Source organism: Kitasatospora sp. NA04385 (assembly GCF_013364235.1).
GTDB lineage: Bacteria > Actinomycetota > Actinomycetes > Streptomycetales > Streptomycetaceae > Kitasatospora.
Genome location: NZ_CP054919.1, coordinates 1257551 through 1271536, shown reverse-complemented (window position 1 = coordinate 1271536; position 13986 = coordinate 1257551). Strand labels below are relative to the sequence as shown.

At 77.0% G+C, this 13986-nt stretch carries 3 protein-coding genes and 1 pseudogene; 3 read left to right on the top strand and 1 reads right to left on the bottom strand.

What is annotated here, in order from left to right:
* Position 1: 1 nt before the first annotated feature.
* Positions 2 to 1546 (bottom strand): AMP-binding protein, encoded by a 1545-nt coding sequence (locus tag HUT16_RS05375; RefSeq protein WP_176185950.1) that lies wholly within the window; start codon positions 1544 to 1546, stop codon positions 2 to 4.
* A gap of 212 nt (positions 1547 to 1758) precedes the next feature.
* On the opposite strand from HUT16_RS05375, the gene hemA reads away from it, so the two are divergent.
* From hemA to HUT16_RS39675, 3 genes and pseudogenes are all read left to right on the top strand, one after another.
* The gene (gene hemA, locus HUT16_RS05370) at positions 1759 to 2991 is read left to right on the top strand and encodes a 5-aminolevulinate synthase (protein WP_176185948.1); all 1233 of its coding nucleotides are present in this window, start codon (positions 1759 to 1761) and stop codon (positions 2989 to 2991) included.
* A gap of 300 nt (positions 2992 to 3291) precedes the next feature.
* A pseudogene (locus HUT16_RS37910) lies at positions 3292 to 12246 on the top strand (type I polyketide synthase); the annotation flags it as partial.
* A complete protein-coding gene (locus tag HUT16_RS39675; protein WP_368662736.1) occupies positions 12242 to 13960 on the top strand; it encodes a beta-ketoacyl reductase in 1719 nt (572 codons plus the stop codon). The pseudogene HUT16_RS37910 and the gene HUT16_RS39675, both read left to right, overlap by 5 nt.
* Positions 13961 to 13986 lie beyond the last annotated feature (26 nt).

The window sequence follows — 13986 nt, the reverse complement described above, 5'->3', positions numbered from 1 at the left end:
CTCACCCGCCCGCTTCCGCGGCCAGCCGGGCCTTGTCCGGCTTGCCGACGCCGGTGAGCGGCAGCGCGGCGCGGACGCTGATCCGGGCGGGGACGTGCTTGGGCGAGACGGCGGCCCGGACGTGCTCCGCCAGTTCGCCGGGGCCGGCCGTGCCCGCCTCGCGCAGCACCACGGCGGCGTGCAGGTACTCGATCCGGTCCCGGTCCTTGACGCAGAAGGCGGCGGCCTGCACCACGTCCGGGTGGGCCAGCAGGGCGTTCTCCACCGTCACCGGGTGGATCTTGATGCCGTTGGTCTTGACCACCTCGCCGATCCGCCCGCGCAGGTGGAGGTAGCCGTCGGGGTCGAGGAAGCCGAGATCGCCGGTGTGCACCCAGCCGTCCCGCACCGTCCGGGCGGTGAGTTCGGGCTCGCCCACGTACGCGCTCATCGTGAACGGCGACCGGACGCAGACCTCGCCGGTCTCGCCGGGCGGCAGGTCGTGGTGGTCGTCCGGGTCGGTGATCCGGACCCAGTCGGGGATCGGGCGGCCGACCGTGGCCCGCAGCCGGGGGTCGAGGTGCTCGGCGGGCGAGAGCATGCTGACGAAGCCCGCCTCGCTGGTCGCGTACACCTGGAGCAGCACGTCGCCGAAGACCTTGACCGCCTCGGCCAGCCGCTCGGGGGACGCGGGCGAGCCCAGGTAGGTGACCATCTGCAGGCTGGACAGGTCGGTCGGGCCGACCTCCGGGTGGTCCATCAGCAGGTACAGCTGGGGCGGGGAGAGCAGCATCCGGGTGATCCGGTGCCGCGCGACCGAGCGCAGCACGTCGCCCGGCTCGAAGCCGTCGCGCAGCACCACCGAGCCGCCGGACGCGAGCGAGTCGTCGGCCGTCGCGCCGCTGGAGTGGCTGAGCGGGAGGCAGGCCAGGTAGACGGACCGCCAGCCCATCTGCAGCCCGGCGGAGATGAAGCCGTTGCGGGCCCGGAAGTCGAAGGCGATGCCCTTGGGCTCGCCGGTCGTCCCGCTCGTGTAGGTCACCACCGCGGGCCGGTCGGGCGCGATCTCGATGCCGGCCGGGTCGAGCGCGTCCGGGTCCCCGGTGGTCAGGTCCAGCACGTCGGGGCCGAGGTCGCCGAGGGCGACGAGGGCGAGCGGGGCCCCCAGCCGCTCGCGCAGTTCGCGGGCGGTCGCGAGGTTCTCCGCGTCGACGGCCAGGTGCGTCGCACCGGTCTCCCGGAGGATCTTGAGCTTGGCGTCGGCGGCCAGGTGGTCCGCCGGGTCGACCGCGTTGGTGGTGTGCAGGTGGACCACCGTGGCCCCGACCAGGTTCGCGGCGTACCGCAGGACCAGGGTCGGGGCGGTGTTGGTGACGGTCAGCACGGCGACCACGGCGCCGCCGCCGTCCCCGCCGGTCCGCCGGTGCAGGGCCTGGGCGGCCGACCGGACCAGGGCGGTCAGCTCCGCCGCGGTCAGCGTCCGGTCGCGCCAGGACAGGACCACCTTCTCCGGTTCCGCGGAGATCACCCCGAGGATCCGGCTGACGTACGTTTCGTCCGACGGCATGGGAAACTCCAGTCGTGCCGTTCCGAGGAATTTCCGCACAGCCTATAACCCGCAATGCGGAACCGCCAGGGGCGTGAATCGGAAATGCGGATGAATGGCCGACCGCCAATTGTCGCACTCCGCGCCATCGAAGTGATATTCCGCTCTGGGACAATTCCCTCTACCGGTCCGGGCCCCCGCGCGGGCGCAGTCTGTCGGAGAAAAGGGTCGTCATGAACCAATACCTGGAGCTTTTTTCGAGGCGCATGAACGAGGGCGGCTCACCGAAGGCGGAACGGGAGTTCCTGGAAGTCGGCCGACTCGCCGGGAAATTCCCGGCGGCCCGGACCCGGCGGGACGGCGTCGCCGCCGAGATCAGCGTCTGGTGCAGCAACGACTACCTGGGAATGGGCCAGCACCCGCTGGTCCTGGCGGCGACCCGGGAAGCCCTCGACGAGTACGGCGCGGGCGCGGGCGGCTCCCGGAACATCGCCGGGACCAACCACTACCACGTGCTGCTGGAACGCGAACTGGCGGATCTGCACGGCAAGGCCGACGCCCTCCTGTTCACCTCCGGCTACACCGCCAACGACGGGGCCCTCACCGTCCTGGCCGGCCGGTTGGGGGACTGCCTGGTCTTCTCCGACGAGATGAACCACGCCTCGATCATCGACGGCCTCCGCCACAGCGGCGCGGAGAAGCACATATTCCGCCACAACGACACGGCGCACCTGGAGGAGCTGATATCCGCCGCCGACCCCGACCGGCCGAAGATGGTCGTCCTGGAGTCGGTCTACTCGATGGGCGGCGACGTCGCCCCGCTCGCCGAGATCGCCCGGATCGCCCGCGAGCACGGCGCGATGACCTTCCTGGACGAGGTCCACGCGGTCGGGATGTACGGGCCCCAGGGCGCCGGCATCGCCGCGAGCCTGGGCCTCGCCGACCAGTTCACCGTCATCATGGGGACGCTCGCCAAGGGGTTCGGCACCACCGGCGGCTACATCGCCGGCCCCGCCGAACTGGTCGACGCGGTGCGCGGCCTCTCCCGCTCCTTCATCTTCACCACCGCCCTGCCCCCGGCGGTGGTGGCGGGCGCGCTCGCCGCCGTCCGGCACCTGCGCGGTTCGGAGGAGGAGCGCGACCGGCTGCACGCGAACGCCCGGCTGACCCACCGGCTGCTCACCGAGCACGGCATCCCCTTCGTCTCGGACGGCTCCCACATCGTCTCGATCTTCGTCGGGGACGACGCGCTGGCCCAGCGGATCTCCGCCCTGCTGCTGGAGCGCCACGGCATCTACGTGCAGGCGATCAACGCGCCGAGCGTCCGCGCGGGGCAGGAGATCCTCCGCAGCGCGCCCGGCGCCGTCCACCAGCCCGCGCAGGTCGAGGGGTTCGTCGCGGCGCTGGACGGGATCTGGCGGGAACTGGACGTGCCGCGCGCCCGGGGCCCGCGACAGTCCGGCTGAACGGACGGCCGAACCCGCTCCACGGGGTGCGCACGCGGCCCGCCCGCCGCCGCGCACCCCGCCCTGCCGTGCCCGCCCGCCGCGCCGTGTCGGCACCGGGCCCGACCGCACCCGTGCCGTGTCGCGGCCTGCGCTATCGGGCCGCTATCCGGCGCGGGAAAGATCGACGTCGCGGGTCGGCCGACGGTACGCGCCGACCTGACGAAGGCGTGCCGGTCGGCGCGCGACCCGCGAGAGCGGGCGCCCGCCACGGTCCGGCGACTGGTGGTCCCGCTCGCCGCGAAGGAGTCCGAAGACACGATGGCGCACCCCGACGGTACGGAAGCACCGCTGCTGTGGACACTGGCCGGCCGCGGCAGGCAGTCGCTGGCGGCCGGAGCCCGCGGCCTGCACGGGTACCTGGCCGGTCGTGACGACTGGAGCCCCCGGGACCTCGCGCCCGTCCTCGCGCGCACCGCCGCCGAAGGGGACCGGCGGGCCGCGCTGGTGGCCGACGACCGGGACGGGTTCCTGCGCCGGCTGGACGCGCTCGCCGACGGCCGGAGCACGCCCGGTCTGGCGGAGGGCCCCGCGACGCCGGGCCGCCGGGTCGCCTTCGTGTTCCCCGGCCAGGGCGCCCAGTGGCCCCGGATGGCGGTGGACCTGTTGGACGCCTCCGCGGTGTTCCGCGACCGGATGGACGCCTGCGCGCAGGCCCTGGAACCGTTCGTCGACTGGTCGCCGATCGACGTGCTCCGCGACCCGGACGCGCCCGGCGCGCCCGCCGGGGACCGGGCCGACGTGGTGCAGCCCCTGCTGTTCGCCGTGACGGTGTCGCTCGCCGAACTGTGGCGCTCCCACGGCGTGCAACCGGCCGCCGTGCTCGGGCACAGCGTCGGCGAGATCACCGCCGCCGCGGTCGGCGGCGCGCTGTCCCTGGACGACGCCGCGCGGGTGGTCGCCCGCTGGAGCCAGGCCCAGGCCACCCTGGCCGGGCGGGGCGACATGGTCTCCGTGATGGCCCCGGCCGGGGAGGTCGAGCCCCGGCTGCGCCGCTGGGACGGCCGCCTGGTCGTCGCCGCGCACAACGGCCCCCGGTCCGTGATCGTCTCCGGCGACCGTGACGCCGCGGCCGAACTCCTCGCCGACCTGGCCTCGGCCGGGGTGCACGCGCGGCGGATCGCGGTGGGCCTGGCCGCCCACTCCCCGCACATCGACGCGATCGTCCCCCGGATGCGCGCCGACCTCGCCCCGGTCCGGCCCCGCCCGGCGCAACTGCCCTACTACTCCGGCCTGACCGGGGAACGGCTGGACGCCCCGGTCCTGGACGCCGACTACTGGTGCCGCAACCTGCGCAACCCGGTCAGGTTCCACCAGGCGGCCGGGGCCCTGCTGCGGGACGGGTACGACGTCCTGCTGGAGGTCAGCCCGCACCCCGTGCTGACCTCCGCCCTCACCGACTGCGCGGAGGAACGCGGCGCGCGGGCCGCCGTCCTCGGCACGCTGCACCGGAACCAGGGCGGTCCGCGCCGCTTCCTGACCTCGCTCGGCGACCTGTACGTGCACGGCGTCACCCCGGAACCCCAGGCGCAGGCGGAGGCGGAGCCGGACGCGGAGCCCGTCGAGCGGCCCGCCCGGCTCCGGGAGCTGCCGGTTGCCGTCCTGGCGGCGTTCGCGGCCCCCGCCCCGGCGGGCGCGGACGGGCCCGCCGACGCGGACGGCGACGCGGACGGCGGCCGGGACGCCGGTCGCGCGTTCCGCGCGCGGCTGGCCGCTCTGGACGCGACGGAGCGCCGCGCCGCCCTGGTACGGCTGGTGGACGAGGAGATCGCCGCCCTGACCGGCCGGTCCGAACCGGTCCCCGCCGACCTGGCCTTCCTCGACCTGGGGTTCGACTCCGTCACCGCCGTGGAGCTGCGCAACCGGCTGAGCGCGGCGACGGCGCTGCGCATCCCGGCGACGGCGATCTTCGACTGCCCGACCCCGTCGGCGCTGGCCGACCACCTCTGCGACCGGATCGGCGGCGACCGGCCCGACCGGAGCACGGCCCCGGCCCGGCCGGTGCGACGGGCCGCGGCCGACGACCCCGTGGTGATCGTCGGCATGGGCTGCCGCTACCCCGGCGGCGTCGACAGCCCCGACGGACTCTGGGACCTGGTGTCGGCGGGCGCCGACGCCGTCTCCGCGCTGCCCGGCGACCGCGGCTGGGACACCGCCGGACGGTACGACCCCGCACCGGGCACCCCGGGCCGCTACTACCAGCGGGAGGCGGGTTCGCTCGCCGGAGCGGCCGAGTTCGACGCCGAGTTCTTCGGGATCTCGCCGCGCGAGGCGCTCGCCATGGACCCGCAGCAGCGGCTGCTGCTGGAGACCACCTGGGAGGCGCTGGAACGGGCCGGGATCGACCCGTCCACCCTGCGGCGGACCCCGACGGGCGTCTACGTCGGGGCGATGACCATGGACTACGGCCCCGCCCTCGAACAGGGCGCCGACGAGGGCGGCCACCTGCTGACCGGCAACACCGGGAGCGTCGCGTCGGGCCGCCTGGCCTACACCCTCGGCCTGGAGGGGGCCGCGGTGACCGTGGACACGGCCTGCTCGTCCTCGCTGGTGGCCCTGCACCTCGCGGTCCGGGCGCTGTGTTCCGGCGAGTGCTCGCTCGCGCTGGCCGGCGGCGCGACCGTGATGTCCACGGTCGGCATGCTGGTGGAGTTCAGCCGGCAGGGCGGACTCGCCCCGGACGGCCGCTGCAAGGCGTTCGCGGCCGCCGCCGACGGCTTCGGCCTGGCCGAGGGCGTGGGCATGCTGCTGCTGGAGCGGCTGTCGGACGCGCGGCGCCACGGGCACCCGGTGCTGGCGGTGGTGCGCGGTTCGGCGGTGAACCAGGACGGCGCGAGCAACGGTCTGACGGCGCCGAACGGTCCGTCGCAGCAGCGGGTGATCCGGGCGGCGCTGGCGGACGCCGGGCTGACGGCCGCCGATGTGGACGTGGTGGAGGCGCACGGTACGGGGACGCGTCTGGGCGATCCGATCGAGGCGCAGGCGCTGCTGGCCACCTACGGGCAGGACCGGCCCGCCGAACGGCCGGTGTGGATCGGCTCGTTGAAGTCCAACATCGGCCACTCCCAGGCCGCGGCGGGCGTCGGCGGGGTGATCAAGTCGGTGCTGGCGATGCGGCACGGCGTGATGCCCAGGACGCTGCACGTGGACGGCCCGACACCGGAGGTGGACTGGTCGGCGGGCGCCGGTCGGCTGCTGACCGAATCCCGCAGCTGGGACGAGACGGGCCGTCCGCGCCGGGCGGGCGTGTCCTCGTTCGGCATCAGCGGCACCAACGCCCACGTGATCCTCGAACAGGCCCCGGCCGAGGCGGTGCCGGACGCCCCGCGTCCCGCCACGGTGGTGTGGCCGCTGTCGGCCCGCACCCCGGCGGCGCTGCGCGCGCAGGCGGCGGCGCTGCACGGGCGGGTGGCGGCGGAGCCCGGCCTCGACCCGGCGGACGTGGGCTACTCGCTGGCGGTGGGGCGTGCCGCCTTCGGACACCGCGCGGTGCTGGTGGGCGACGACCGGAGCGACCTGCTCGACGGCCTGACCGCGCTGGCGCGGGGCAGCGCGGCGGCCGACGGCGAACCGGTCTCCGGCCGTTCGGTGCTGGTGTTCCCGGGCCAGGGGTCGCAGTGGGTGGGGATGGCCGTCGAGCTGCTGGCCGAGTCGGGGGTGTTCGCGGCGCGGATGGCGGAGTGCGAACGGGCACTGGCGCCTTACGTGGAGTGGTCGTTGGCCGAGGTGCTGGGCTCGGAGGAACTGCTCGCTCGGGTGGATGCGGTGCAGCCGGTGCTGTGGGCGGTGATGGTGTCGCTCGCGGAGGTCTGGCGCTCGTTCGGCGTCGCGGTCGACGCGGTGGTCGGCCACTCCCAGGGCGAAGTCGCGGCGGCGTGCGTGGCGGGTGGTCTGAGCCTGGACGATGGCGCGCGGGTGGTGGCGTTGCGTTCGCGGGCGGTGGGGGCGTTGGCGGGGCGCGGGGGGATGGCGTCGGTGCCGCTGCCGGTGGAGGTGGTGCGGGAGCGGATCGGGGAGCGGTTGTCGGTGGCGGCGGTGAACGGTCCGTCTTCGACGGTGGTGTCGGGTGATGCGGACGCGGTGGCCGGGTTGGTGGCGGAGTTGGTGGGGGAGGGCGTGCGGGCGCGGTTGATCGAGGTCGACTACGCGTCCCACTCCGCGCACGTGGAGGAGGTCCGGGAGCGGCTGCTCGCCGACCTGGAGGGCATCGTGCCGCTGTCGGGTGCGGTGCCGTTCTACTCCAGCGTGACCGGCGGCCTGCTGGACACGAAGGCGCTGGACGCCGCGTACTGGTACCGGAATCTGCGGCAGACCGTCGAGTTCGAGCGGGCGACCGGCGCGCTCCTCGCGGCCGGGCACCGCTTCTTCATCGAGTCCAGCCCGCACCCGGTGCTGGGCGTGGCGGTGGGGGAGTCGGTGGCGGCCGCGGGCGTGGACGCCGTGGTGCTGGGGACGCTGCGCCGGGGCGAGGGCGGCCCGGCCCAGGTGCTGCGTGCGGTCGGCCGCGGCTGGGAGCGCGGGCTCGGGGTGGACTGGTCGGTGGCGTTCCCCGGCGCGCGGCGGGTCGAGCTGCCGACGTACGCCTTCCAGCGCACCCGCTACTGGCTGACGGCCCCCGCCGCCGTCCCGGCCGCGCCCGCCGAGGACCGCTGGGACGACCCGGAGCTGGCGGACCCCGCCCGGCTCGCCGAGGTCCTCGGGGTCGGCCGGGCCGCCCTGGACGAGGTCCTGCCCGCGCTGGCGGCCTGGCGCTCCGTCCAGAACCGCGAGCGGAAGGCGGATTCCTGGCGCTACCAGGTCGCCTGGGCGCCCCTGTCGGTCGCGCCGAGGGACGGCCTCCCCGGCCGCTGGCTCGCCCTGCGTCCCGAGGGCGGCGAGGCGGCGGCCGTCCTGGACGCCCTCGCCGAGGCCGGGGCCGACCTCCTGCCGTGCGTCGTCGCCGATCCGGGCGCGACCCGCGAGCAGCTGGCCGCGCTGCTCACGGAGACCGCCGGGGAGCAGCCGATCGCCGGGGTGCTGTCCCTGCTGTCCTGGGAGGAGCGCCCCCACCCCGCGCACCCCGACCTGCCCGGTGGCCCGGCGCTGACCCTCGCGCTGGCCCAGGCGCTGGAGGACGCGGGCAGCGGGGCCCGGCTCTGGATCCTGACGAAGGGACTGGCGGTGCTGGGCGGCGCGGAGCGGCCCGGACCCGTCGGCCAGGCCGCCTCCGCCGCCCTGGGCCGGACCCTGGCGCTGGAGCACCCGCACCGCCGGGGCGGCCTGGTCGACCTGCCCGAGGTGCTGGACGCCCGGGCCGCCCGCCGGCTGTGCGCGGTCCTCACGGGGGCCGCGGCCGACGAGGAGCAGGTGGCGGTCCGCTCCACCGGGGTGCACGGGCGCCGCCTGCGGCCCGCGCCGCCGAAGGCCCGGACGTCCGCCCCGGACGTCCGGGCGCGCTGGCGGGGCACCGTCCTGGTCACCGGCGGCACCGGCGGCGTCGGCTCGCACACGGCGCGCTGGCTCGCGGGCCGGGGCGCGGAGCGGCTGCTGCTGGTCAGCCGGCGCGGTGCCGACGCCCCCGGGGCGGAGGCGCTGCGGGCGGAACTGGCGGAGCTGGGCACCGAGGCGGTCCTCGCGGCGTGCGACGTCGCCGACCCGGCGGCCCTGGCGGCGCTGCTCGCCGACGTCCCGGCGCGGCACCCGCTGTCCGCGGTCGTCCACGCGGCGGGCGTCCTGGACGACGGCGTGCTCGACGCGCTGGACCCCGGGCGGCTCGCCGGGGTGCTGCGCGCCAAGCTGACCGCCGCCCGGAACCTGCACGAGGCCACCGCGGGTCTCGACCTGTCGGCCTTCGTGGTGTTCTCCTCGCTGATGGGCGTGGTGGGCAACGCCGGGCAGGGCAACTACGCCGCCGCCAACGCGGCCGTCGACGCCCTCGTCGCCGAACGCCGGGCCGCCGGACTGCCCGGCACGTCCGTGGCCTGGGGCGCCTGGGCCGGTCCGGGCCTGCTGGCGGACGGCGTCGCCGACCGGCTGCGGGGCCTCGGCCTGCCGGTGATGGAGCCCGAGACGGCCGTCACCGCGATCGGCCGGGCCCTGGAGGCGGACGACGCGCTGGTCGTGGTCGCCGACGTCGACTGGAAGCGCTTCACCACGGGCATCGGCCTGCGGTCCGCCGCCCTGCTCGACGGGATGCCGGACCCGGCGGCGGCCGGGCCCGCCCCGGAGGGCGCCGCACCGCCGGCGGCCCCGGAGGGCGACGGCGGCGCCGACACCCTGCGGCAGCGGATCGCCGCGCTGCCGCGCCCCGAGGACCGGGTCAGGGCCCTCACCGAACTGGTCCGCGCCCACGCCGCGACGGTCCTGCGCCACCCCGGCGTCGACACGGTCCAGCCCGGGCGGGCGTTCTCCGCGCTCGGCTTCGACTCCCTGATGGCGGTGGAGCTGCGCAACCGGCTCGCCGCCGCCACCGGGCTGGCCCTGCCCGCCACCGTCCTCTTCGACCACCCCACCCCGTCGGCCCTGGCCGACCGGCTGCTCGCGGCCCTGGACCCGGGCGCCGCTCCGGATTCGGGCGCCGCTCCGGACCCGGCGGACGCCGCCGGCCCGGTCGGCCACGAGCCGATCGCGATCGTCGGCATGGGTTGCCGTTTCCCCGGCGGGGTCGCCCGGCCCGAGGACTTCTGGCAGCTGCTCTCCGCGGGCACCGACGCCGTCGGCGACTGGCCGTCGAACCGGGGCTGGGACACCGAGGGGCTGTACGACCCCGACCCCGACCGGGTCGGCACCACGTACAGCAGGCAGGGCGGCTTCCTGCACGACGCGGCCGAGTTCGACGCCGAGTTCTTCGGCATCTCGCCGCGCGAGGCGCTGGCCATGGACCCGCAGCAGCGGCTGCTGCTGGAGACCGCCTGGGAGGCGGTCGAGGGCGCCGGGCAGGACCCGACCGCGCTGAAGGACCGTCAGGTCGGCGTCTACATCGGGACCAACGGCCAGGACTACTCCGCGCTGCTGGAGGGCGCCGAAGGGGTGTCCGAGGGCCACCTGCTGACCGGGAACACGGCCAGCGTGCTGTCGGGGCGGCTGTCCTACGTCCTCGGCCTCCAGGGGCCCTCGCTCACCGTCGACACCGCGTGCTCCTCGTCGCTGGTGGCCCTGCACCTGGCCGTCCAGGCGCTGCGGCGCGGCGACTGCGAACAGGCCCTCGCGGGCGGGGTGACGGTGATGAGCACCCCGCGGCTCTTTGTGGAGTTCAGCCGTCAGCGCGGGCTCGCCGCCGACGGCCGGTGCAAGGCGTTCTCGGCGGACGCGGACGGCACCGGCTGGGGCGAGGGCGCCGGAGTGCTGCTGCTGGAGCGCCACAGTGACGCCCTGCGCCACGGCCACCCCGTGCTCGCGCTGGTCACCGGCACCGCCGTGAACCAGGACGGCGCCAGCAACGGGCTGACCGCCCCCAACGGCCCGTCCCAGCAGCAGGTCATCCGCGCCGCCCTGGCCGACGCCGCGCTGGACCCCGCCCAGATCGACGCGGTCGAGGCGCACGGCACCGGCACCAGGCTCGGCGACCCGATCGAGGCCCAGGCGCTCCAGGCCGTCCACGGACCGCAGCGCCCGGCCGACCGCCCGCTGTGGCTCGGCTCGGTGAAGTCGAACATCGGGCACACCCAGGCGGCGGCCGGAGTGGCCGGGGTGATGAAGATGGTGCTGGCCATCCGGCACGGCGAACTCCCCGGGACCCTGCACGCCGGGACGCCCAACCCGCACGTCGACTGGTCCGACGGCGGCGTCCGCCTGCTCACCGCGCACACCCCGTGGCCGGAGACCGGGGGCCCGCGCCGGGCGGGCGTGTCCTCGTTCGGCATCAGCGGCACCAACGCGCACGCGATCATCGAGCAGGCGCCCGCCCTCGCCGCCGTGCCCGCGCTGGACCGGACCGACACCCCGGCCGCCCCCGCCGGGGAGAGCGCCGCCGCCCCGGCCGCCGCCCCGATGGCCCTCGCGGCGGTCACCGCCACCCCCACCGCCCGCCGGACCGGCCCGCCCGTGCCGCTGCTGCTCTCGGCCCGGACCCCGGAGGCCCTGCGGGCCCAGGCTGACCGGCTGCGGGACCGGCTCGACGCCGACCCGGACGTCGAACTGGTGGACGTCGCCTACTCGCTCGCCGCGGGACGGGCCCCGCTCGAACACCGGGCCGCCGTCCTCGGCCGGGACCGGGCGTCCGTCCGGCGCTCGCTCACCGCGCTCGCCCGCGGCGCGACGGCGGGCCCGCTGCTCACCGGCGGCGGCGTGCGCCCCGGCCGGACCGCCTTCCTCTTCCCGGGGCAGGGCAGCCAGCGGGCCGGAGCCGGAGCCGAGCTCTACCGCGAGGACCCGGTGTTCGCCGACGCCCTCGACGAGGTGCTGACCGGCCTGGACCCGCACCTCGACCTCAACCTGCGCGACCTGCTGTTCGCCGAGCCCGGCACCCCCGGCGCGGAACTGCTCGACCGCACCCGGTACACCCAGCCCGCGCTGTTCGCCCTGGAGACGGCGCTGTTCCGGCTGGTGCGGCACTGGGGCGTGCGGCCCGACCTGCTGATGGGGCACTCCGTCGGCGAACTCGCCGCCGCCCACGCGGCGGGCGTGCTGGACCTGCCCGACGCCTGCGCGCTGGTCACCGCCCGGGGCCGGCTGATGGACGACCTGCCCGGCGGCGGGGCGATGGTGGCGGTGGAGGCCGGCGAGGAGGAGGTGCGCCGGGCCCTGGCGGACCAGGACCCGGGCGCGGTGGACGTCGCCGCCGTCAACGGGCCCGCCTCCGTGGTCCTCTCCGGCGACGAGGACGCGGTGCGGCGCCTGGCCGGGGCGTTCCGCGCCCGCGGCCGGCGCACCCGGCGGCTGAGCGTGAGCCACGCCTTCCACTCCGCCCGGATGGACGGCATGCTCGACGCCTTCCGGGAGGTGGCCGAGTCGCTGACCTACCGCGCGCCCGGCATCGAGATCGTCTCCAACCTGACCGGGTGCACGGCCACGGCCGCGGAACTCCGCTCCCCCGACCACTGGGTGCGCCACGCCCGGGGCACCGTGCGCTTCCTGGACGGGGCCCGCCGGCTGCGGGCCGAGGGCGCGACCACCTACCTCGAACTCGGACCGGGCGGCGTGCTGTCCGGCATGCTCCACGCCTGCCTCCCCGACCCCGAACCCGACACCACCGACACCACCGGCGGCCCCGGGGCGGTGCCGCTGCTGCGCGGTGACCGGGGCGAGTCGGACGCCGTCCGCACCGCGCTCGCCGCGCTGCACCTGCGCGGCGTGGCGGTGGACTGGTCGGCGGGCTGGAGCGGCGCCGACGTGCGGCGGGTCGACCTGCCCACCTACGCCTTCCAGCGCCGGCGCTTCTGGCCGGAGGCCGCGGCCGACCCGGCCCCCCCGCCTGGCGCGCCCGCCGAGGGGCCCCGCCGCCGCCGGACCGCACCGCTACCGGATCGGGTGGGAGCCGCTCGCCGTGCCCGCCGGGGCCCGGCTGGCCGGCCGCTGGCTGCTCGTCGTCCCGGACGGGCCCGGCGCCGAGGACACCGCGCTGGCCTGCGAGCAGGCCCTCGCCGGACACGGCGCCGACGTGGTCGTGATCCGGGTCGCCGCCGCCGTCGAGCGCGCCGAACTGGCCGCGCTGCTGCCCGAGTTCGGCACCCTGGCGGGCGTCCTGTCGCTGCTCGCGCTGGCCGGGGGCCCGCGGACGCCGGACGCCGGGCTGACCGGCACCCTGCTGCTGCTCCAGGCCCTGGGCGAGAGCGGCACCGACGCCCCCCTGTGGTGCGCCACCCGGGGCGCGGTCGCGGCCCACGGCACCGAGCGGGTCCGCCCCGAGCAGGCCCAGGTGTGGGGCCTGGGCCGGGTGGCGGCCCTGGAGCACCCGCAGCGCTGGGGCGGCCTGGTCGACCTGCCGGAGCTGCTGGACGGCCCCGCCGCGGACGGGCTGTGCGCGGTGCTGGCCGGACTGGACGGCGAGGACCAGGTGGCCGTCCGGGCGCCGCGCCCGCTGGGCCGCCGGCTCCTCCCCGCGCCCGAGCCCNCGACGCCCGCGCCCGCACCGTGGACGCCGCGCGGCACCGTCCTGGTCACCGGCGGTACCGGCGGTCTCGGCGCCCAGGTGGCGCGCTGGCTCGCCGAGCGCGGCGCGGACCACCTGGTCCTGCTCAGCCGCCGGGGCCCCGCGGCCCCGGGAGCCGGAGCGCTGGCCGACGCCCTGGCGGCGCTCGGCGCCCGGAGCACCCTGCTGGCCTGCGACGTCGCCGACCGCACCGCGCTGGAACGGGTCCTGGAGCGGCTGCACGAGCAGGGCGACACCGTCCGGGCCGTGGTGCACGCGGCGGGACTCACCTCGGACACCGCGCTGGCGCACTGCACACCGGAGGAACTGGCCCGGCGGACGGCGGCCAAGGCGCGCGGCGCGGCCCACCTCGACGCCCTGTTCGAAGGCCGCCCGCTGGACGCCTTCGTGCTGTTCTCCTCGATCTCGGCCACCTGGGGCAGCGGCGGCCAGGGCGCGTACGCGGCGGCCAACGCCTACCTGGACGGCCTCGCCGCGGCGCGGCGCGGCCGGGGCCGGCCGGCGACCTCGGTGGCCTGGGGCCCCTGGGCCGGTGCGGGCATGGCCGAGGGCGCCGTCGGCGACGGCCTGCGCCGCCACGGCCTGGTGCCGATGGACCCCGCGGTGGCGCTCGCCGCGCTCGGCCTGGCCCTGGCCCTGGACGAGGGCGAGACGGTCGTCGCCGAACTGGACTGGAGCCGCTTCGCGCCCACCTTCGGCTCGGTCCGGGACAGCGCGCTGCTGCGCGGCCTGCCCGCCGCCGAGGAGTCCCGGACGGCGGACGGCGGCCCCGCCGCCCCACCGGGCCCGGCGCGGGCGGCGGCCCGTCGTGGCCGGACCGGCTGCGCCGGCTCTCCGGGCCCGAGGGCCGCAAGCTGCTGACCGAGCTGGTCCGGAGCGAGGCGGCC

Excerpts from the sequence above, each read along its gene's own strand:
- HUT16_RS05375 (WP_176185950.1), bottom strand. The coding sequence starts at position 1,546 with ATGCCGTCGGACGAAACGTACGTCAGCCGGATCCTCGGGGTGATCTCC.
- hemA (WP_176185948.1), top strand. The coding sequence starts at position 1,759 with ATGAACCAATACCTGGAGCTTTTTTCGAGGCGCATGAACGAGGGCGGC.